This window comes from Streptomyces sp. NPDC001450, assembly GCF_053597295.1.
In genome coordinates this window covers 68492-89341 of the sequence record NZ_JBSFHY010000032.1, presented here as the reverse complement: position 1 = coordinate 89341, position 20850 = coordinate 68492, and the positions used below count along the sequence as shown (strand labels likewise).

Here is a 20850-nt window from a genome sequence, read left to right as displayed (position 1 = left end):
CCTCCGTGTGGGGTCGGGGTCGTACGGACGTTGGTCCGTACCTGTTTGAGAGCGCTCTCAGCGTTGCGGTCGGGCGGGTGCATGTCAATGAGTTGAACGGGATCCCGGCGGCGCTCACCGCTTGGCGGGTGCCCCGCAGACCTCAGAAGGCGCGATTCAGCAGGTCGAGAAGCGCCGCCCAGTGCCGCTCGTCGGCCTCCCGGTCGTAGGCGGGGGTGTCGGCCTGCGTGTAGCCGTGCCGCGCCCCCGGGTAGACCTCCCAGGTGTTCCGCACGCCGGCGGCGGTGAGCGTGTCCGCCAGGAGCCGGATCTGTTCCTCGGGCATGGACTGGTCCTGGTCGGCGTGGCCGAAGTACAGCTCGGCGGTGATGTGCTCGGCGCCGCGATGCGGGCTGTCCGGGGCGTCGGTGGCCAGCCGGCCGCCGTGGAAGCCGGCCGCCGCGGCCACCCGCTCGGGATGGGTGGCCGCCGTGCGCAGCGCCAGTCGGGCGCCCATGCAGTAACCCGTCAGCGCGACCGGGCCGTCGGCGACCAGCGGGCTGTCGGCCAGCCAGCCCAGGTAGGCGTCCGCGTCCCGCCTGATCCGCTCGGGGGTGAGGGAGGCCATGACCGGGCCGATCCGTTCCCAGATGGTCGGGTCGGCCGCGGGGTCGATGAACTCCGGAAGCTCTCCGATCGGGGTGCGGCCGTGCCGGTAGAAGACGTTCGGCACCAGGACCGTGTAGCCGGCGCCGGCCAGCCGGTCGGCCATCGCCCTCAGCTGCGGGCGCAGGCCGTAGGCGTCCTGGTAGAGCAGGACGCCCGGATGCGGGTTCCCGTCCGCAGGGTGGGCGAGGTAGGCGTCGGCGGTGCCGTCCTCGGTCGGGATGTCGACGGCTGTTCCCTGTACGGCGGTCATGCTGAGAAGCCTCCTGAGGAATCAGCGGCGGGAGGCGGATGCCCCTCGTCGCCGCGTGTACCTCTCATGCTGCCACGCAAGATCCACACCGCCGGGACCGGACCTGCGTCCTCTACTCGAACCGGGAGGTGTCCCCGGCGCCCCGCCGCACGATCTCCGCCTCGCCGCTGGAGAAGTCCACGACCGTGGTCGGCTCGGTGCCGCAGTCCCCGGAGTCCACCACCGCGTCCACCACGTGGTCGAGCCGGTCCTTGATCTCCCAGCCCTGTGTCATCGGCTCCTCCTCGTCCGGCAGCAGCAGCGTGCTGGACAGCAGCGGTTCGCCCAGCTCGGCCAGCAGCGCCTGGGTCACCACGTGGTCGGGGATGCGCACACCCACGGTCTTCTTCTTGGGGTGCTGCAGCATGCGCGGCACCTCGCGGGTGGCCGGCAGGATGAAGGTGTAGCTCCCTGGAGTCGACGCCTTGACGGCCCGGAACACGTCGTTGTCGACGCGGACGAACTGGCCGAGCTGTGCGAAGTCCCGGCACATCAGCGTGAAGTGGTGCCGGTCGTCGAGCCGACGGATGGAACGGATCCGGTCGATGCCGTCCCGGCTGCCCAGCTGGCAGCCGAGCGCGTAGCAGGAGTCGGTGGGGTATGCGATGAGCGCACCCGAGCGGATCGCGTCGGCGACCTGAGCGATGCTGCGCGGCTGGGGGTTCTCGGGGTGCACGTCGAAGTACTTCGCCATCCGCCGAGCTTATGCCGTCGCCGGGCGCCGCGCCCGGCTCCGGCGCGCTGCGCCGCGATGCCCGTGAGGACGGTGCGCTTTGCCTGCCGGGCGCGGTCTCGCCACTGCCCGGATGCGGGCCGCAGCCGAACGGCGAACTGCCAACGGACGTACCGGAGTTGTGGGACATCCGGCTGGTGCCCGATCCCCTGCCCGGGGTGCCATGTCCCCGCCGCCGCGTTCGCGCTCGCCACCAACGGGAGGCGTGAGGCCCCGCTTGGGGTAACGTCCACATTCGAAAGCCGAGGTCAAACCGACGACGAGGAGAAGGGCGACGTGGCCGGCCGAGCCGACGAGGGCCCTCACGCCCAGCAGCCGCGGGACTCCGACACCACGTGGGCGGAGCAGCTGCTCGACCAGCTGCGTCCCGCCGGCCGCGACCCGCGCCGGGTCGTCGCCTGGCTCGCGCGGACCGTCGGGGCCACGGTCTGCCTCCAGGACGCCCACGGAAGCCTCCTCGCCGGTGAGCGCCTGCCGCTCGACGGCACCGTGCTCGCCGACGTGGTCACCGGCCGGATCTCCGCGGCCGCCCTGGAGGACGGCGAACGTCATGTCCGCCTGGTCGGGATAAGGCACCCCGAACGGGGCCCGGCGGCGGGAGCGGTGCTCGCCGTGGCCCGCCCCGACCCCTTCGACCGGCGCGCCGCCGACGTCGTGAACCGCACCGCTTCCGTGCTCGAACTCCTCCTGAGGGAGCGGAAGCTGACGGACGACGGGAACCGGCTGCGCCGGGCCACGGCGGACCTGCGGCTCGCCATCCTGCAGCTGCTGATGGTGGAGGACACCGTCTCCGCCCGCCGGGTCGCGGCAGGACTGTGGCCGGGCCTGCTCGAGGAGGACACCGCGTGCGTCTACGTCGTCGAGGTGTCGCCCGCCGAGCGGGACGCGCTCGCCGACGCCTGCGCACACATCACCGAAGGCCTGGCACTCGTCGTGCGCTGCCCCGCGATGGACGGGCACGTCATCGTCGTCAGCCCCCGGCCGGCGGCAGGGGACCGGCTGCGCTCCCTCGTCGACGGCCGGCCGGGCACCTTCCTCGGCGGCAGCCTGCGTCAGCGCCTCGCCCGGACCGCCACCGCCTACGGGCAGGCCATCAGCGCCCTCGCCGTCGCCCGCTTCCGCCCGGACCAGACGGCCGTCTACGCCGAACGCACCCACCCCGAACGGCTCATGGACCCCGTCGCCCTGCGCGCCTGGTCCGCGGGCGTGCTGCGCCCCCTCGACATGCTGCCCCACCACATCCGTGCCGAACTGCTCGCCACGACCCGGCTGGGTCTGGAGTTCACCGCCGTCAACGCCGCCAAGGTCCTCGGCGTCAGCCGCAACACCGTCCGCGCCCGCATGGACCGTGTCGAGGCGCTGCTCGGCACCGACTTCTCCCACCTCACCACCCGCGCCGCCGCCCACCTCGCGCTCAACACCGAGGCGGTACAGGGCCCGTACGACCCCGACGCCACGGCCCCGCACCCGGTCCCCGACAGGCTCGGCGACCTGCTCGCCTCGCCCGCGCTGCGGGCCTGGGCGCAGGACCTCCTCGGCCGCCTGGACGGCGACGGCCGCGACCTGCGCGGCACCCTGCGCGCCTGGATCGCCGCGGACTCGAACGCCGAACGCACGGCCCGGGACCTGGGCGTGCACGCCCAGACCGTACGCGACCACGTCCGGGCCGCCGAACCGGTCCTGGAACGCCAGCTGCTCGCCATGGGCAGCGACCTGTACGAGGTCGTCCTCGCCCACCTGGCCACCGGCGCCCTCGCCGCACCCGCGATCGGCGGCGCGAACCGGGGCCAACCGGACTCCCCTGTGCACAAGTGAGTCCTCGCCGGTCCGGAAAGGGCACCGGCGCGATACCCACCGCCGTGTCCCGCACGTAAGTTCAGCAGTCGCGGGGCACGACCGGAACGGGGGACCGGTCGGAGCCCCGCACGTGTCTCAGCCGCCCAGCCGGACCGGTACCTCCTGCCAGCCGTGGGCGATGAACGACGGCACCTGCCGCAGCTCCTCGGCGCCGACGGCCAGGTGCAGCTCCGGAAAGCGGGCGAACAGCGCGGGCAGTGCCGTCAGCGCCTCCATGCGGGCCAGCGGAGCACCGATGCAGCGGTGCACGCCGATCCCGAACGCCAGATGGTCGTCGGCGCCGCGTGCCGCGTCGAAGTCGGCCGCGTGCGGCCCGTAGCGCGCCGGGTCCAGGCCGGCGGCCGCGTACGTGGTGATGATCGCGTCCCCGGCCGGGACCGTCACGCCACCGACCTTCAGGTCCGCGACCGCGAAGCGCAGCGGTAGCGCGGCGACCGACGGATGCACCCGCAGCGTCTCCTCGACCACTCCTGCCCAGCCGATCTCCCCGGAGCGCACCGCCGCCAGCTGCGCGGGACGCGTCAGCAGGGCGACGACCGCGTTGCCGATGAGATTGACGGTGGTCTCGAACCCGGCGCCGACCACCAGCAGCAGTGTGTGCAGCAGCTCCTCGTCGGAGAGCCGGTCGCCGTCCTCGTCCCGGACCCGGATCAGCTCCGTGGTGAGATCGTCGCCCGGATCGTTGCGCCGGTACGCGAGCAGCGCTCCCAGCACCGTGCCGATCCGCTCCTGCACGGACGCCGCGTTCTCCGGGCTCGGGTCGGAGGTGTCGAAGATGTCGGTGATGAGGCGCGCGGCGTCCGCGCGCAACTCGCCGGGCACACCCAGCAGATCGGAGATCAGGCGCATGGGCAGCGGATGGGCGAACCCGGCCCGCAGATCGACGGCTCGGCCGTCGGCGCCCTCGTCCGCGAGCGTGTCCAGCAGTTCGGCGGTGATGACCGCCACGCGCGGGCGCAGCGCCTCGGTGCGCCGGAGCGTGAAGCTCGGCGCCACCAGCTTGCGCAGCCTGGTGTGGTCGGGACCGTAGGTGGACAGCATGTTGACCACGCCCACCCAGGTCACGATCCAGCTCCAGGCGGGGCGCTCGCCGGTCTGCGGCCACAGCCGCCAGTGCCGGCGCGCGTCCTTGCTCACCAGGGGATCGAGGATCAGCTCCTTGAGGACGTCGTACCCGGTGGGTGCCCAGGCGGGGATGCCGCCCGGCAGCTCCACGGGGACGACCGGGCCGAGGGCGCGCAGCCGGGCGCTCTCCGCGACGATGTCGGTGCCGAACGGGTCGAGCGGGATGCGGTCGGTGACGGTCACGACGGCTCTCCTGGCTGGTCGGCTCTCGCGAGGCGGGCGCGGTCCAGTACACACCGTCGTCGTCCGGCAGCGAACAGGGCGTCCTCGACTCGACCGGAAACCGCCCAGGTCGAGACCTCACCTGGCGGCGGGTTCGGCCGGCAGGTCGAAGACGTGGTCCGGGGAGATGACCTTCGTGATCGCCTCGCCGAACAGGGTGCTCGGCTCCTGGCCGTTGTGGTCGATGTCGGTGTTGAGCAGCACCACGAGGGTCGCCTGTGCCGCCGGGAGATAGATGGTCAGGGACTCGTAGCCCGGAAGCGAACCGTTGTGGCCGATCCAGCCCTGCACGTTGAAGATGCCCAGCCCGTACCCGGCGCCCGGGATCGGCGTAGCCGGGGTGATGAGCCGCTGCTTCTGCGTGGCCGGGCTGATCATCCGGCTGCCGTCCGGGAATTGGCCGGTCGCCACCGTGCGCGCCCACAACCGCAGGTCGTCCTGCTTGGAGATCATCGCGCCGGCCGCCCACGCCCAGGACGGGTTCCAGTCGGCCGTGTCCGCGATCTTGCCGTCGGCCGTCTGGTTCGTGTAGCCCTGAGCGTGCGGGGCGGGGAACTCCGCGCCGGCCGGGAACAGGGTGTTCTTCATCCCGGCGGGCTCCAGGATGTGCTGATGGATGTAGTCGCCGAGGCGCTGTCCGCTCTGCTGCTCGACGACCAGACCGAGCAGGATGAGATTGGTGTTGCTGTAGTAGAACTTCTGTCCCGGCGGGAACAGCACCGGGTGCTTGAAGGCGTAGGCGAGCAACTGCTGGGGCGTGAAGGGACGTTGCGGATCGGACGTGAGCGCCTTGAAGAAGTCGTCGTCCTGGGAGTAGTTGAAGAGCCCGCTGCGCATCCCGGCGAGCTGCCGCAGCGTGATCTCGTTCCCGTTCGGCACCCCGTCGACGTACTTGCCGATCGGATCGTCCAGACCGACCTTGCCCTGGTCCACCAGCTGCAGCAGTGCCGTCACGGTGAACGTCTTGGTCTCGCTGCCGATCCGCGTGTACAGGTCCGGTGTCATCGGCCGGCCGCTGCTCTCGTCGGCGACGCCGAACGAGCTGACGTAGCTGCCCCGGTGCGGCGTCCAGACGCCGACCGTCACGCCGGGCACGTTCGCCTCGGTCATCACCTTCCGCACGGCGGCGTCGAGTTCGCGGGCCACGTCCGGCGTGATCGTGCGGACCTCCGTCCCCGAAGGGGAGGGGGTGGGCCGGCCGGTGGCGAACGCGGTGGGTACGGAGGCCGGTGCCGCCCCTGCGGGAGCGCCGCCGAGCGGCACCGTCAGTGTTCCCAACACGACGGCGACCGCGGCCCCCCGGCGCAGGCGTGCGGATGAATGCGACATGGCCTGACTCCAAGCACGTGGGAGCAGAACGTGCGGCGGGCGAGACGTCGGAGCCCTGGCTCCCCAGCATAGGAGCGCGCACCCGGCCGCGCCTGTCGGCCGGGCAGGCCCCTCGGCGGCATGATCCGCCCTGCTCCGGGACGCTTGCCGGACGGGTGGAAGGCCCCGTTCGAGGGGTGTGTTCACCCGGCCCGGTGAGCGGGCGGAGCGGAGCGTACCGGTGGCGCGGCAGCCGCAGGGCCCCGGCGGACCGGACCCGAGAGCCGATGTACGCCCAACTCGTGGCGGAGTGGCGGACCCAGGGGCGCACCGTCCCCGCGGAACCCGACGTGCTCCGGGTCACCCTCGCCGGGCTTGCGCTGCGCATCGTGCCCGAGTCCGAGCGCGCCTGATCCGCTAGGGCCCGCACAGCGGCGCGAGGACCGCCAGCGTGCCGTTGGCCTCCTGCAGCGCCGCCTCCAGCGTGCCGGGCCGGTGCAGGCTGCCGGTGCCGTCCGGCGGGACCAGCCACTCCAGGGAGCGGGCGGGCCGGTACGGCGGCGGTACGGCGACCCAGGACCCCTTGGCCGCGTACCGCAGGCCGGCGCCGACCCAGCCCCCGGACGGGTCCGGCGGCAGGAAGAAGCCGACCCGACCCGCGGCGGTGTCCACCAGGGTCGGCCCCGGCACGGGCAGCGAGGGCCGCCACAGCAGGTCCAGGGTGAGCAGGCCGAGCCGCTCGGGAACGCTCAGGACGTCCCAGAAGCGCCCCGCTTCCAGCAGTGAGATCCCCTCCCCGTGGTCCCACTCCCATTTGCACGCGCGGGGATCGGCAGCCGCCGCGGCGAGCCACTCGACGCCCCGCATCCACATCCTGTTCGTCATGCACCGCTCCGCGTGATCCTGCACAGCAATCCGGCATATGCATGCTGATAGATATTTCTACCTGGCGGAAGGGGTGGCGAACCCTGGCGTTTAAGACGTCGCGTTCGAACACCGGGCAATGGTTCGCCAGTTGGGGCATCACGGTCATGGCGGCCGAGCGTCCAGCCGACACTCGATTCAAGCGTGATGGCAATCGATTCGAGCGTCAGCTCTTGATGTCATCACGTTTTCGCTCGTATGCTCGGACCGTTCCGTCCCCGGTATGCATCGAGGTACTCCATGGACCGCACGCGTCTGCACGCCCTCCTGGCCCGCGAGAGCGCCGAGGCCGAACGCCGCAACCCGCGCTCCAAGGCGGCCTACGCGCGCGCCGACCACCTCTTCGGCCGGGTGCCGATGACCTGGATGAACAAGACGGCCGGTGCCTTCCCGCGCTACCTGGCCGGGGCGCGTGGCGCACGGATCACCGACGTGGACGGGCACGAGTACATCGACTTCTGCCTCGGTGACACGGGCGCGATGGCCGGTCACTCGCCCGCCGCGGTCACCGAGGCCGTCGACCGCCGGTACGCCGGCCTGGGCGGGGCCACCGCGATGCTGCCCACGGAGGACGCCGAGTGGGTCGGCGCCGAGCTGACCCGCCGCTTCGGCCTGGCCCGGTGGAGCTTCTCGCTCACCGCGACCGACGCCAACCGGTGGGCGATCCGGCTCGCCCGGGCCGTCACCGGGCGCCCGAAGATCCTGGTCAACAGCTACTGCTACCACGGCAGCGTCGACGAGTCGCTGATCGTCGTCGGCCCGGACGGCCGGGGCGCCGCCCGCCCCGGCAACGTCGGAGCCCCCTGTGACGTCACCCTGACCAGCAGGGTCGCCGAGTTCAACGACCTCGCCGGACTGGAGCGCGAGCTGGCCCACGGGGACGTCGCCGCCGTCCTCATGGAGCCCGCGCTCACCAACATCGGCATCGTCCTGCCCGAGCCCGGCTACCTCGCGGGCGTACGTGACCTGACCAGACGGTACGGCGCCCTGCTCATCAACGACGAGACCCACACCTTCTCCGCCGGCCCCGGCGGCTGCACGGCCGCCTGGGACCTCGAGCCGGACCTGCTCACCATCGGCAAGGCGATCGGCGGCGGCATCCCGGCCGGCGCCTACGGCCTCTCCGCGGACCTCGCCGAGCGGCTGCTGGACCGCGCCGACCTGGACCTCGTCGACATGGGCGGCGTCGGCGGCACCCTCGCCGGCAACGCGCTGTCGGTCGCCGCGACCCGGGCCACGCTGGAGCACGTGCTCACCGACGAGGCCTTCGCCCGGATGGCGAAGCTCTCCGAGCGCTTCGAGGCGGGCGTCCGGGCCGGCATCGAGGCCCACCAGCTGCCCTGGTCCGTCAGCCGCCTCGGCGCCCGCACCGAGTACCGCTTCACCTCGCCGGCGCCCCGCACGGGCACCGAGTCCGCCGCGGCGGCCGACCCGGAGCTGGAGGACTTCCTGCACCTCTACCTCGCCAACCGGGGCATCCTGCTGACCCCGTTCCACAACATGGCGCTCATGTGCCCCGACACCACCGAGCAGGACGTCGACACGCACACCGAGGTGTTCGCCGCGGCCCTCGCCGAACTGGCCGGCTGAGCCGGGAAGTCCACCCGGGACGGCACGAAAGGAGAGTCGTGGACGAGATCGACCGGGCCATTCTGCGCGAGCTGCAGACCGACGGCCGTATCGCCTATGCCGACCTCGGCCCGAAGGTCGGCCTGTCCGCCTCGGCGGCCCGTCAGCGCCTGCAACGCCTGCTGGACTCCAGGACCGTTCAGGTCGTCGGCGTCACCGACCCGATGGCCATGGGCGGCCAGGCCATGGCCCTGCTCGGCATCGGCGTCGACGGCGACCCGCGCGTCGTCGCCGACGCCCTCGCCGAACGCCCCGAGGTGGTCTACTCGGTGCTGACGTCCGGCGGGTTCGACCTGTTCGCGGAGGTGGTCGCGCCGGGCCCCAAGGACCTGCTGGACTTCGTCAACGACGTGGTCCGGCCCATCGAGGGCGTGCGTGAGATCCAGTCCTTCCCGTACTTCGGCATTCACACCCATCGGTTCCTGTGGGACGTGGGCTGACCCGTGTCTCCGCACAGGCACGGGGTGCCGGGTCAGGTACCCGGCGGCACGGGGGTCAGGACCAGCAGGGTGGCGTCGTCGCGGACGTCGAAGTGCTGTAGCCCGAGGTCGGCCCACACGGCCTCGGCCAGGTCACCGGAGACGGTGTCCGCGATGTCGGACAGCCGCTCGGGCAGCGGATAGAAGGTGCCGGAGGCGTTCCGGGCCTCCCAGACGCCGTCGGAGGCCAGCAGCAGGCGGTCGCCCGGCCCGAGCTGCACGGTGACCTCCTTGGGGGGATCGGCGCCGATCAGCCCGAGGCCCAGCGGGGGAGCCGACGTGACGGTCACCTCGCGGGCCCTGCCGTCGTGCAGCAGCACCGGGGCCGGGTGCCCATAGGCGGCCATCCGCACCGCCCGCGCGTCGGGCGTGAACTCCAGCAGCACCGCGGTCGCGAACAGCTCCGCATGCCGCACCCCGGCCGAGTCCACCGCCAGTCTGCGGTCCATACGGGCCGCGACCGACGCCAGGTCGGGCTGGTCCAGCACCGCCTCCCGGAACGCGCCCAGCAGCGACACCACCGTCGCGACCGCCGCCAGCCCGTGCCCCTGTACGTCCCCCATCACCGCCCGGACGCCGTGCGGCCCCGCCCGCACGTCGAAGAAGTCACCGCCCACCAGCGTCCCGTCCTGGGCGGCCCGGTAGAAGCCCGCGCACCCCACCCGCCCGATGCGCTCCGGCAGCGGCGGCATCACGGCTCGCTGCACGGCCTCGCCGATCGCGCGCTCCATGACCAGCTGGGCGTCCCGGAGCCTGCGCACATAGGAGAGGAACACACTAAGCAGGGCGACGAACACGATGGTGAGCACATCGGTGTTGCCCGGACGGTTCAGGTGCGTCGCCGGGATGTGCAGCGCCACGACGACCAGAGCGCCCAGGACGGCGGTCCCCACCGGCCCGTACGACAGGACGGCGAGCGGCGGGATCGCGCCCAGCAGGAAACCGAGATCGCCTGCGTGCGGAGTGATGAACGCGGCTGCGGTCACCCCCACCAGCAGCGCCACCGGCAGCACCCGCACCCATGGCGGCGGTGGCGCGCCCCGCAGCCAGCCGCGCTCCTCCCGGTTCCGCCGCGACGACGAGCCGCGCACCGATCTCACATCTCCACGCTACGCCGTCGCCGGGAAGGGGGTGCACCGCGAGAAAAGCGGTCGACACCCGGCCGTCCGTCCGCCTAGCGTGTGCGGCACGCCCGAGACGGCACCGGAAGAAGGCGAGCGTCGTCATGCAGTCCGCAGCCACCCAGCGCTCCCGCCTTCCCGTTCCTCGGGCGTAGCACCTCTGACCCGACCGGGAGCGCGCCCCGCTGTACGCAGCACGCATCCCGGAGGAATCCATGACCGCTGTGGTCATCCGCACGCTCGACGAGAACAGTGCTCACCTTTTCGACACCCTGCCCGACCCGCTGGACTTCCGCGAGAAGCACCGGCGGACCCGGTACCGGCCCGACTGGAAGCGGGTCGCCCTGCGCGACGGCCGGGTCGTGGCCCGCGCCGCCTGGTGGGCCCGGCCGGAGGACCCCGAGCCGCTCGTCATCAACTGGTTCGACGTGGCCGAGGGCGAGGAGGACGCGGGAGCCGAACTCCTGCGTACGGCACCCTGGCGCACCGAGGAGCTCGAACTCGACCTGCCCCCCGGATGGCGGGACGTCCCCGGTCTGCCCGCCGCCGTCACCACCCGCACCGCCGCCGCCCGCACAGCCGGATACGAACCGCTGGTGGAACGCTTCATCTACCGCTGGACCCCGGACCACGGCCTGCCCGAGCGCCCCGGACGCCTCGTCTTCTCCGCCGAACCGGACGACGCCGTCTTCTTCGACGCCCTGCGCCGCATCCACTCCGTCACCCTGGACTCCCACGCCCGGCGGGCCATCGAACAGGGCGGGGTCGACCAGGCCGCCCAGGAGGAACTCGACATCTTCCGCTGGTTCCCGTCACCGCGCGAGTGGTGGCAGCTCGCCCGCACGCCCGAGGGCGAGCCGGTCGGTATCCACATCCCGGCCCGCAATCCGTCCGGACCGTGCATCGGTTTCATCGGCGTCCTGCCGGAGCACCGAGGCCACGGCTACGCCTACGACCTGCTCGCCGAGTGCACCCACTTCCTCGTCGAACGCGACGCCGAGTTCATCGCCGCCGCCACCGACCAGGGCAACGTCCCGATGGCCGCACACTTCACCAGGGCCGGCTACCCCGTCGTACAGGAACGCCTCAACTTCTGGTCCGAGCGCGTTGTCAGTGCCGGGTGACATGCTGACGGGGTGATCGACGGCGGCCGAGCGGGGGAGGGGCCATGGGGTTCGACGGTGAGGTGTGGCGGGTGCGCGCCGGGGCGGAGCCCGTCGGCGAGATCCTGATCGACGCGGCCGACTTCCCCTGGCTGTCGGGGAGCCTCACCACCGGCCCCGGCTTCGCCGCCGTACAGGACCTCTTCGTCCGTGAGCTGGCCCTGCTGGAGGACGAGCGCCGGGAGGAGTGGGAGTCCGCGTACGACGAGATACGGCGGCGTGTCTCGCTGTCCTCGCCGGAGGGCCCGGTCCCCGAGTTCCTGCTGCACATCGAGGGAGACCGGGCTTGGTTCCGGTGGAGCGACGAGCCGTTCGAGGAGGACTAGGCGAGGGAGGCCGGAGGCTGGTCGGCCGGTTCCCCGGTCAGTCTCGCCTCCGCCGCCGCCAGGATCTCGGTGACCCGCAGGCCGAACGCCGCGTCGCAGGGGTGCGGGCGGCCGCTGCGGGTGGAGGTCAGCAGGGCGTCGGCGGCGCGGGTGAGGGCGGGAACGGCGCCCTCGGAGCTTCTCGGCAGGAGCGACACACCGGCCTCGCCCCGCAGTTCGAGGTCGGCCCCGGCCGCCGCGGGCGGTGCCGTCAGGCTCAGCGTGAGCGTGCTGGACGCGCCCGTGGCGTGGTCGAGGACCAGGTGCACGGTGTCGGAGGGACCGTGCGCCGCCGCCAGGACCTGGCGTACGTCGCCGAGGACCGGCAGCAGGACCGACAGGGCATGCGGTCCCACGTCCCACAGCGCGCCCTTCTCCCGCCGCCAGGGGGAGGCCGCGAACGGGCTGTCGCTCGTGAACACCGCCCCCAGCCACTGCGCCCGCGCCGTGAACCAGCCCGCCGCGGCGGCCTGTTCGTCGATCCAGGCCTCCGGTTCCTTCTGGAAGCGTGTGGTGAAGAACACGACCGAGGCCACCCCGGCCCGTTCCGCGGCCTCGGCCACGGCCCGCGCCTCGGTGGCCCCCACGGCCAGGGGTTTGTCCAGGAGGAGATGCCGCCCCGCCTGGGCGGCCCGTACCGCCAACTCGGCCTGCACGGACGGGGGAAGGGCCACCGCCACCGCGTCCACGTCGGCCAGCAGCGCGTCCACGCCGTCGTACGCCTGGACGCCGTAGTGGTCCGCCAGCGCGGTGGCCGCCTCCGGGCGGCGGCCCCACACCCCGGCGAAGTCCAGGCCGGTGTGCCCGGCCAGCGCGGGGGCGTAGGCCGCCTGGGCCCACGGGCCCGTTCCCAGCAGTCCGATGCGCATCTCGCGTTCCTTTCTGCGGACCGGTCGCCACGGTCTCACGAAGCCGTGTGCCGGTCGCCGTTGACGTACGAGACCGAGTGCTCCCCGTGCCCGGCCAGCCACCGCGCGATGGTCTCGGCGATCGGCTGGCCGGTGTCCATCTCGACGAAGCCGAACTGGCCCGACTGGTTGCACTCCAGGAACCACCAGATCCCGTCCGTGTCCTCCGCGAAGTCGAAGGCACCGTACGCGAGTTCAGCGTCCTTCATGTAGCGGAGGACGGCCTCGGCGACGCGCGGGGGCACTTCCGCCGGGAGCCAGGGGGAGACCGACGGGGTGAAACGGACGTCGATGTCGTCGGGGTGGCCGTCCGGGTCGGCGGGCTTGCGCGCGGCCAGCAGCCGCTCGCCGACGACCGTGAGCCGGATGTCGGCCCTCTTGGGGATCCGCCGCTGCAGCAGGGTCGGACCGAAGGCGACGGCCGCGAAGTCGGCGTCCGGCGCGACCCGGCTGGTGGGCACCGCCCGCGGCGGCTCCTGGGGGTGCGCGCCGGAGACGGGCTTGACCACCAGGTCCGGGAAACGCTCGGCGAACTCCCGGGCCGCCTGCGGAAACGTCGTGATCAGCGTGGCCGGCACGGCGAGCCCGCTGAGCTGGGCGAGCCGCAGCTGCCAGGGCTTGTGGCGGGCGCGGCGGGCCGCGTCCGGATGGTTCATCCAGCGCGCGCCGGTACAGCGCAGCATGCCGTACAGCGCTTGGGAGGACTCCTCCGTCAGCCAGGCGGAGGGCTGGCCGGCGCGGGTGGCCGCGTCCCCCGGCCTGCGCACCCAGACGGAGCGCAGGCCGTTCATGCTCACCAGGCGCCCGCCGACGGACAGGTGTCCGCGGCAGGCGCCCTGCACGTACTCGCCCGACAGCGCCACGCCGTTGGTGAGGTCGGCGGGATCGAGCCGGACCACGGGCACGCCGGCCTCGCCCAGCCGGAGGACCACCATGTCCGCCGTCACGTCCTCTTCACTGGTCAGGATGAGCACGGTCATCTTGCGCAAGCCCGCGTTCAGTCGTCGAAGTGCGTCTTGGAGCCGGCCGTGGAGGTCGTTGTCCCCAGTGCTCTCAGAGTCGCGTGGTCGGTGGCGGCGATCCGCCCGTCCGGGAGGACGTTCAACTGCAGTCCGGAGTCGTACGCGTACGGAGCGGTGACGTCCAACTGCACAGCGGGGCGCGCGTAGTTGAGCGTGAACGGTTGCATGGTCTCTCCCTGATTCGGCTTTCACGTCCTTATACGAATCGAACGGGTGGTTGGTTTCCTTACACTCCGTAACCGGGGTCCGGAGAGGGGTCGTTCGGGGCGTCGGGTAGGAGGACGTCGGGTCGGCCGAGGGGAGTTGCGCGGTCCGCTGTCCGGCGTGCGGTGGCCTTCGTTCCGTTCATTTGGTGAGGGCGTCGCGGGCCGCGGCGAGGGCCTGTTCGGCGTAGCCGCGGCCGAACAGCACCACGTGCACCAGCAGCGGGAAGAGCTGGTGCAGGCCGACGCGCCGCCGCCAGCCGTCGGCCAGCGGCGCCGCCTCCTGGTACCCGGCCAGCACCCGGTCCAGATGCGGGCAGCCGAACAGCTGGAGCATCGCCAGGTCGGTCTCCCGGTGCCCGCCGTGGGCAGCCGGGTCGATGATCCGGACCTCCCCGTCTGTGGCCCACAGCACATTGCCGTTCCACAGGTCGCCGTGCAGCCGGGCGGGCGGCTCGGCCGGCCCGGCGAGTTCCGGGAGCCGCTCGCAGACCCGCTCGATCACGGCGGCCTCCGCGCCCCGCATGGTGCCGGCGTCCACCGCTTCGCGCAGGTACGGCAGCACGCGGTGCTCGGCGTACCAGCCGGGCCAGTCCTCCCCGGGGACGTTGCGCATGGGCGCGAGGCCGATATACGCCTCCTGAGGGCCGCCCGGCGGCGGCGCGCCGAACGCCGGCGCCCCGGTGGCGTGCAGGGCGGCGAGGGCCTGGCCGAAACGTAGCGCCGCCGCGCCTTCGGGCTGCCCGGTCGGTACGCGCTCGGTGACCATCCACCGCTCGTCGTGGCCGAGCACCTCCGGCACCCGGACCGCTCCCGCCGCGCCGAGCCAGCGCAGCCCGGTCACCTCGGCGCGCACGGCGCCCGGGGCGTCGCCACGCTTGACCATCACCGCCGTTCCGTCCTCGAGCGTCACCTCGGCGGGCGACCCGGACGGCGTCCGCGCGGTCGTGGCCCGGCGCCCGGTGAGCCGGGACGCCACCTGCCCTGGATCCTCGTCTCGGTTGACCACGGCCCCAGCGTACGGCCCGTAAATGAGGTTCCTCTGAGAGTACTTCGACCGTTGATACGACTGATTTCGGCCAAACCCGAGTAGTAACTACCCGTGTTGACGTCGTACGACTAGCGTGAGGGCGCCGCGTCGCCACACCAGGGGCACAGGGCCCTGACGGGACTAGCGAGCGGCGGAGGGTTATCCCCCTTGACCACAGCATCCGTGCTGATGGCCGACGTCTTCGAGGTTCAGCCCTACACCCCCCACTGCGAAGTCATCTTCGGCGAGGGCGCACACGCCGTGATCGGCGTGTCCCCGGGCAACAGCTACTTCTCCGCCCAACGCCTGCACGACCTCGCCCGCTGGGGGCTGGACCACTTCGACAGGGTCGACTTCGTCTACACCGACCTGTACGTGGCCGAGATGTACGAGGCCTCCGGCTACGCGCCGGACGAGGCCCGCCGCAAGGCGGTGAAGAACCTGCGGGGCGTGCGCGCGAAGGTCCGCGACGCGGTGACGGAGGCCGACCCGGAGGGCACCCGGCTCGACTGGCACCCGATGTCGGCCTTCCGCACCAACCCCGCCTACCAGGAGATCCACCGGCAGCTGCGGCGCAGGCTGCGCTGCGACGGCGACTTCCGGCGCGTCTGCAACGCCCTGGTGAGCCGCTTCCTGTCGGCCCGCGGCGAGCAGGCGAGCGAGCGGCAGCGCGAGGTGTGCCTGGAGTACGTGTGCGCCGAGGCGCCGCTGTTCCTGGACACCCCCGCCATCCTCAAGGTGCCCTCATCGCTCAACTGCTACCACCAACTGCTGCCGATGGCCGAGTTGTTGTACTCCCGCGGCGCCGGACTGCGCGCCTCCCGCAACCAGGGCCACGCCATCGTGACGCCCGCCGCCCAGCAAGGAGCCGCGGCATGACCACCGCCCCCGACATCCGCACCGATGCGCCGCTGCTGGACTTCCCGTTCTCCTGGGACGGCACCCGCGTGCCCGCCGAGGTCGAGGACCTGCGCGCTGCCACCCCGGTACGGCGCGTGCGGACCATCGCCGGCGACGCGGCATGGCTGGTCTCCTCCTACGACCTGTGCCAGCGGGTCCTGAAGGACGACCGCTTCTCCCTCAAGGACACCTCCGCACCCGGCGTCCCCCGCCAGTACGCGCTCACGATCCCGCCCGAGGTCGTGAACAACATGGGCAACATCACCGGGGCGGGGCTGCGCCGGGCGGTGATGAAGGCGCTCAACCCCAAGGCCCCCGGCCTCCTGGACCGGCTGCGCGAGGAGGCCCACCGCCTGGTGGACCTGATGGCGGCCGAAGGGCCGACGGCGGACCTGCGCCAGGCGTTCTGCGAGCCGTACTCCGCGGGCATGCACTGCCGCATCCTCGGCATCCCGCAGACCGAGGCCCCGGCCTTTCTGCGCAGCCTCGACATCGCCTTCATGAACTCGGCGTGCCCGATCACCGGCGCGAAGATCAACTGGGACCGGGACATCGCCCGGATGACCGCCCTGCTCGACGACCCGGCCACCCACGGGCTGATGGGCGAACTCGCCGCCCTGCGCGACGACCCCGACTACGCCCACCTGACCGACGAGATGCTGGCCACCGTCGGCGTCACCATGTTCGGCGCCGGCACCATCTCCACCTCGGGCTTCCTCGCCATGGCCCTGGTCTACCTGCTCACCCACCCCATAGCCAGGGACCTCCTCCGGGACCGCCCCGACCTGATCGGCCCGGGCGTGGAGGAACTGCTGCGGGTGAACCTCTCCATCGGCGACGCCCTGCCGCGCCTCGCCCTGGAGGACGTCCGGCTCGGCGACGTGCAGGTCCGCCGGGGCGAACTCGTCCTGGTCCTGGTGGAGGGCGCCAACCTCGACCCGGCGAAGTTCCCCGACCCGCACCGCTTCGACGTCCACCGCGACAACACCGCCGACCACCTCTCCTTCGGCGGCGGCGCCCACTACTGCCCCGCCACCGCACTTGGTCGCGCGCACGCCCGGATCGCCCTCGAGGTCCTGCTCGAACGCCTGCCGGACCTCGCGCTCGCCGTGCCGTCGAGCCAACTGGTGTGGCGTACCGGCTTCATGAAGCGGATCCCCGAACGGCTCCCGGTGGCCTGGTAACCCACAGGCTCCCCGTACGTCCTGTACGGCGTCCCCGGTCCGGCACCCCGGACGGGGACGCCGACGTGCGCCACCGTCACCGGCGCGCGGACTCCCGTCGCGTCAGCCCCACCGGATTGCCGGGCGGCAGCAGCCCCGAGACCTCGACGGTGCGGGCCAGCGGCTCCAGCAGCTCGGCCAGGCGTGCGGAGCGTTCCGTACCCAGCGCGGTCCACGGGCGCTCGGCCGCCTCGTCGGTCCGCGTCTCGATGTGCGCGCGCCCGGCGACGCCCGCTCGGGTCAGTGATCCGTCCTCGGCGAGGAAGCCGCGCTCCCGCAGGGCGGCCTCGGCCGCCGCCCAGTCCGCCGGTTCCCACCTGCGGGTCTCGCGCAGGAACACCCCGTCCGACTCCCCGGCGGCAGCCTTGAGCACCATCGCCTCGACCGGCCCGAGCCCCAGGCCCACCAGGACGGCGACATGCCCGTCGCCCCGGTGCTCGCGCAGGGTCGTCAGGGCCTGCCACAGCCGTACCGTCGCCCGCTCGGGCCGCTCCAGCGCCTGGTTGGCCGCGGCCAGTACCCGTCCCGGAACGTCCGCCGCGGCCGCCGCCTCCCACGCGAGGTCGGCCGCCTCCGCCAGCTCCGTTGAACCCGTCACGTCCGGCCCGAACAGACGGGTCATGGCCGCGTCCATGGCCTCCCACCGGGCCGCCAGCACATCCTCCGGAGCCGCGTACCCCCAGGCGTCGGGCAGCGCACGGGACACCCGGGCGGGGTGGAAGACGTAGAACGAACCGGTGACCACGGACGCCGGCGCCGCGCCGAGCGGGGCCGCCCGCAGCGCGAAGTACCCCATCCAGAACCCGCGCATCCCCAGCCGGTCCGCCGCCTGCCTCGCCTCGGGCGCGAAGTACACGAGATCGTGCACCGGCTCGTACCGCTCCCACATCGTCCGTGCCATCCCGCCCGCCACTGCTTCCTCCCACCGCGTCGGCCTGCCGTGCTGTCGGCACCAGCCTGCGCTATGACGGCTGTCATAACAAGCGGGTACGGGTCAGTTTCCGGCCAGTGTGATCACTCGGGCAGGGCCTGGACGCGCCCGATGGCATTGCCGAGCAGTCCCGTGAACCACACCCCGCGGTCGGGACCGGCGGCGATGCGGAACGGCACCTTGTCCGCGCCGCCCGGCACCGGGAAGCTGGTGATCCTGCCCGTCGCGTCGACACGACCGATCCGGCCGACCTCATCGGCGTACCACACCTGTCCGTCCGGCCCGAGGGTGATGCCGCTGGGACTGCTGTCCGGGGCGGGCAGCGGGATCCGGGTGACGTGTCCGGTGGAGTCGATCCGGTCGACCGAGTTCGAGCCGGACGTGGTGAACCACATGCCGCCGGGGCCGGTGACGATGTCGTCGGGAAAGCCGGCCTCGGGAGGCAGCGCGAACTCGGTGATCCGGCCGGAGCTGTCGATCCGCCCGATCTTCCCGCCGGTCAGTTCGGTGAACCACAGCGCTCCGTCCCCGCCCGCCGCGATGGAGTGGGGGGAGGCGCTCGGGGTCGGGACCGGGTACTCGCTGATCTGGCCGCAGGTGGTGATGCGGCCGATCTTGTTGCCGTTCGCCTCGGTGAACCACAGGGCGCCGTCCGGTGCGGGCGCGATCCCGGCCGGGAAGCCGTCCGCCGTGGGCACCGGGAACCCCGTGAGCTGTCCGGAAGTGGTCATCCGGCCGATCCTGTTCGCCTTCCCCTCGGTGAACCACAGCGCCTGGTCCGGGCCCGCCGTGACGGCGAGCGGAGAGCTGTCCGGACCGGAGGTGGGGAAGTCGGTGACCTTGCCTTCGACCGTGATCCGCCCGATCCGCCCGACTCCGGACGCGGCGAACCACAGCGCCCGGTCCGGTCCCGTGGTGAGGCCGGCCGGGAGGGTGTCGGCCGTGGTGGTGATCGGGTACTCCGTCGCATCGCCGACGTCGGCCCGGGCCGGGGCGGCGACGGCGACGCAGGCGAGGGCACCCAGGAACGCCGTGAGCAGTCGGCGGGTGCCGCGTCCGGGCATGGCTGCGGCGGCGGGCATGGAGCGGCCCCTTCTCGTTCTCGGCGGGGCGAGGGACACAGGGGCACCGCCGTGCCGTGATGGATCGTCGCCCTCAGGCTAGGGGTGTCCGCACGGCCGGACGACCGCACCGGCCCGGATGGGCGACGGCGTCCGCTCCCCATGGGCGCGCCCCTGCCTCACAGCCCTCTTCCCCGTCACAGGCATTGACGCGCCCCTCCCGCACCTCTACTTTCTGACCGACTTACCGAACTCCGTTCGAAATACCGGCAGTTGAAGAGTCCCGGGAGACCACATGCGCGCAACCCCCCACCGCCCAGGCCTGCCCTCACGTCGGCTGTTCCTCGGCATGGCCGCGGCGGTGCCGTTGGCAGCGGCCACCGACCTGGCCCTGGGTGCCCGCCCCGCCCACGCCGCGGACTCCGCCTATGTGATGGGGTACTTCACCGAGTCACCGAACGGCACCGGCACCGACTACGGCCTGCACCTCGCCGTCAGCACGGACGCGCTGCGCTGGATGCCGCTCAACCAGAACAACCCCGTCGTCACCCCGACCGAAGGCGCCGGCGGACTGCGCGACCCGTTCATCCTGCGCAAGCAGAACGGCGCCTTCGTCGTCCTCGCCACCGACCTCAAGGGCACCGACTGGAGCTACGTCAGCCAGTACATCCACGTCTGGGACTCCGCCGACCTGCGCACCTTCACCAACTACCGTCGCCTGAAGCTGCACGACATGAACACCCACAGCTGGGCCCCGGAGGCCTTCTGGGACGCGGGCCGCGGCCGGTACGGCATCATCTACTCGTCCGTGAACTCCGGCGGGCACAACGTGATCATGGTGAACTACACCAGCGACTTCCAGACCGTCTCCACCCCGCAGGTCTTCTTCGACCCCGGCTACGACGTCATCGACGCAGACCTGGCCGTAGGCGTCAACGGCGTCAACTACCTCTACTTCAAGAGCAGTTCGGCGCAGGCACTGGTCGGCGCCCGATCCACCTCGCTGGACCCCGGGAGCTTCACCGTCTTCAGCACACCGGTCGCCCACGGTGGCACCGAGGCCCCCATCCTCGTCAAGTCCCGGACCTCCGGATCCTGGTGGCTGTGGGGAGACACCTACACGCCGAACGGCGTCTTCTACGCCTGGCAGAGCACCGACCTGGCCGCGGGCACCTGGACCGCCCTCGACCAGCGCACCTACACCCAGCCGGTCAACTCCAAGCACGGCACCGTCCAGCCCATCACCACCACGGAGTACACCAACCTCGTGGCCAGGTGGGGCGCACCCGCCTGGAACCGGATCCAGTCCTACAACCATCCGGACCGCTACATCCGCCACGCCGACTACGTGGGCCGTATCGACGCCTACCCCTTCGACCCGTACACCGACTCCCAGTGGAAACTCGTCCCCGGCCTGGCCGACGGCTCCGGCGTCTCCTTCCAGTCGGTGAACTACCCGACCCGCTATCTGCGGCACTACGCGTACCAGCTGCGTCTCGACGTGAACGACGGCACCTCGACGTACGCCCAGGACGCCACCTTCTACCGGACCGCGGGCCTCGCCGACGCCGGCTGGACGTCCTTCCGCTCGTACAACTACCCCACCCGTCACATCAGGCATTCGGACTACGTCCTGCGCATCGACCCGATCTCCACGGCCACGGACCAGGCGGACGCCACCTTCTTCGTGGGCTACTGACGGCGCCGGG

At 72.3% G+C, this 20850-nt stretch carries 21 protein-coding genes; 9 read left to right on the top strand and 12 right to left on the bottom strand.

From position 1 onward, the window contains the following. Positions 1-142: 142 nt before the first annotated feature. Together ACWC5O_RS30485 and ACWC5O_RS30480 are read right to left on the bottom strand one after the other, a co-directional pair. A complete protein-coding gene (locus ACWC5O_RS30485; protein WP_450590707.1) occupies positions 143-898 on the bottom strand; it encodes a dienelactone hydrolase family protein in 756 nt (251 codons plus the stop codon). Positions 899-1010: 112 nt separating this feature from the next. Next, positions 1011-1631, bottom strand: coding sequence for an L-threonylcarbamoyladenylate synthase (locus ACWC5O_RS30480; protein ID WP_450590709.1), 621 nt, complete (start codon positions 1629-1631; stop codon positions 1011-1013). A 315-nt stretch (positions 1632-1946) separates the two neighbouring features. Between ACWC5O_RS30480 and ACWC5O_RS30475 the strand changes: the two genes are divergently transcribed. Continuing rightward, on the top strand, positions 1947-3485 hold the full coding sequence (locus tag ACWC5O_RS30475) for a helix-turn-helix domain-containing protein (RefSeq protein ID WP_450590710.1): 1539 nt from the start codon (positions 1947-1949) through the stop codon (positions 3483-3485). A gap of 117 nt (positions 3486-3602) precedes the next feature. Here ACWC5O_RS30475 and ACWC5O_RS30470 read toward each other — a convergent pair whose 3' ends face one another. Further along, positions 3603-4835 (bottom strand): cytochrome P450 family protein, encoded by a 1233-nt coding sequence (locus ACWC5O_RS30470; RefSeq protein ID WP_450590711.1) that lies wholly within the window; start codon positions 4833-4835, stop codon positions 3603-3605. 117 nt (positions 4836-4952) lie between these two features. After that, entirely contained in the window at positions 4953-6203 is a 1251-nt protein-coding gene (locus ACWC5O_RS30465; RefSeq protein ID WP_450590713.1) for a serine hydrolase domain-containing protein, read from the bottom strand. Between the two features lie 266 nt (positions 6204-6469). Here ACWC5O_RS30465 and ACWC5O_RS30460 point away from each other — a divergent pair, with 266 nt between their 5' ends. After that, positions 6470-6595: a hypothetical protein gene (locus ACWC5O_RS30460; RefSeq protein ID WP_450590715.1), complete on the top strand. Its 126-nt coding sequence runs from the start codon at positions 6470-6472 to the stop codon at positions 6593-6595. Positions 6596-6599: 4 nt separating this feature from the next. Here ACWC5O_RS30460 and ACWC5O_RS30455 read toward each other — a convergent pair whose 3' ends face one another. Beyond that, positions 6600-7067 (bottom strand): hypothetical protein, encoded by a 468-nt coding sequence (locus ACWC5O_RS30455; RefSeq protein WP_450590716.1) that lies wholly within the window; start codon positions 7065-7067, stop codon positions 6600-6602. A 279-nt stretch (positions 7068-7346) separates the two neighbouring features. Between ACWC5O_RS30455 and ACWC5O_RS30450 the strand changes: the two genes are divergently transcribed. Together ACWC5O_RS30450 and ACWC5O_RS30445 are read left to right on the top strand one after the other, a co-directional pair. After that, positions 7347-8696: a transaminase gene (locus ACWC5O_RS30450; protein ID WP_450590717.1), complete on the top strand. Its 1350-nt coding sequence runs from the start codon at positions 7347-7349 to the stop codon at positions 8694-8696. Positions 8697-8734: 38 nt separating this feature from the next. Continuing rightward, positions 8735-9175, top strand: a complete 441-nt coding sequence (locus ACWC5O_RS30445) for an Lrp/AsnC family transcriptional regulator (protein ID WP_450590719.1) — start codon at positions 8735-8737, stop codon at positions 9173-9175. Positions 9176-9207: 32 nt separating this feature from the next. Here the strand turns inward: ACWC5O_RS30445 and ACWC5O_RS30440 are convergent, their stop codons facing one another. Beyond that, positions 9208-10314 (bottom strand): PP2C family protein-serine/threonine phosphatase, encoded by a 1107-nt coding sequence (locus ACWC5O_RS30440; RefSeq protein ID WP_450590721.1) that lies wholly within the window; start codon positions 10312-10314, stop codon positions 9208-9210. A 236-nt stretch (positions 10315-10550) separates the two neighbouring features. Between ACWC5O_RS30440 and ACWC5O_RS30435 the strand changes: the two genes are divergently transcribed. Beyond that, positions 10551-11459 (top strand): GNAT family N-acetyltransferase, encoded by a 909-nt coding sequence (locus ACWC5O_RS30435; RefSeq protein ID WP_450590723.1) that lies wholly within the window; start codon positions 10551-10553, stop codon positions 11457-11459. A gap of 44 nt (positions 11460-11503) precedes the next feature. Further along, the gene (locus tag ACWC5O_RS30430; RefSeq protein ID WP_450590725.1) at positions 11504-11824 is read left to right on the top strand and encodes a hypothetical protein; all 321 of its coding nucleotides are present in this window, start codon (positions 11504-11506) and stop codon (positions 11822-11824) included. Here ACWC5O_RS30430 and ACWC5O_RS30425 read toward each other — a convergent pair. From ACWC5O_RS30425 to ACWC5O_RS30410, 4 genes are all read right to left on the bottom strand, one after another. Then, positions 11821-12732 (bottom strand): Gfo/Idh/MocA family protein, encoded by a 912-nt coding sequence (locus ACWC5O_RS30425; RefSeq protein WP_450590726.1) that lies wholly within the window; start codon positions 12730-12732, stop codon positions 11821-11823. The genes ACWC5O_RS30430 and ACWC5O_RS30425 overlap by 4 nt on opposite strands. 35 nt (positions 12733-12767) lie before the next feature. Beyond that, entirely contained in the window at positions 12768-13751 is a 984-nt protein-coding gene (tgmB, locus tag ACWC5O_RS30420; RefSeq protein ID WP_450590727.1) for an ATP-grasp ribosomal peptide maturase, read from the bottom strand. A 17-nt stretch (positions 13752-13768) separates the two neighbouring features. Next, positions 13769-13960, bottom strand: a complete 192-nt coding sequence (gene tgmA, locus ACWC5O_RS30415) for a putative ATP-grasp-modified RiPP (protein ID WP_014670659.1) — start codon at positions 13958-13960, stop codon at positions 13769-13771. Positions 13961-14138: 178 nt separating this feature from the next. Continuing rightward, positions 14139-15005 carry a fructosamine kinase family protein gene (locus ACWC5O_RS30410; protein WP_450590728.1) on the bottom strand — a complete coding sequence of 289 codons (867 nt, stop codon included), beginning with the start codon at positions 15003-15005 and terminating at the stop codon, positions 14139-14141. Between the two features lie 189 nt (positions 15006-15194). On the opposite strand from ACWC5O_RS30410, the gene ACWC5O_RS30405 reads away from it, so the two are divergent. After that, positions 15195-15905, top strand: coding sequence for a tRNA-dependent cyclodipeptide synthase (locus tag ACWC5O_RS30405; RefSeq protein ID WP_450590729.1), 711 nt, complete (start codon positions 15195-15197; stop codon positions 15903-15905). Beyond that, positions 15902-17110, top strand: a complete 1209-nt coding sequence (locus ACWC5O_RS30400) for a cytochrome P450 (RefSeq protein ID WP_450590730.1) — start codon at positions 15902-15904, stop codon at positions 17108-17110. Before ACWC5O_RS30405 ends, ACWC5O_RS30400 begins: the two co-directional genes overlap by 4 nt. Before the next feature lie 76 nt (positions 17111-17186). Here the strand turns inward: ACWC5O_RS30400 and ACWC5O_RS30395 are convergent, their stop codons facing one another. Both ACWC5O_RS30395 and ACWC5O_RS30390 read right to left on the bottom strand, forming a co-directional pair. Next, positions 17187-18050, bottom strand: a complete 864-nt coding sequence (locus ACWC5O_RS30395) for an SCO6745 family protein (protein ID WP_450590732.1) — start codon at positions 18048-18050, stop codon at positions 17187-17189. A gap of 113 nt (positions 18051-18163) precedes the next feature. Beyond that, complete coding sequence (locus ACWC5O_RS30390; RefSeq protein ID WP_450590734.1) at positions 18164-19162, bottom strand: Vgb family protein; 999 nt, start codon at positions 19160-19162, stop codon at positions 18164-18166. A 274-nt stretch (positions 19163-19436) separates the two neighbouring features. On the opposite strand from ACWC5O_RS30390, the gene ACWC5O_RS30385 reads away from it, so the two are divergent. Next, complete coding sequence (locus tag ACWC5O_RS30385) at positions 19437-20840, top strand: glycoside hydrolase family 43 protein (protein WP_450590735.1); 1404 nt, start codon at positions 19437-19439, stop codon at positions 20838-20840. Positions 20841-20850: the final 10 nt, after the last annotated feature.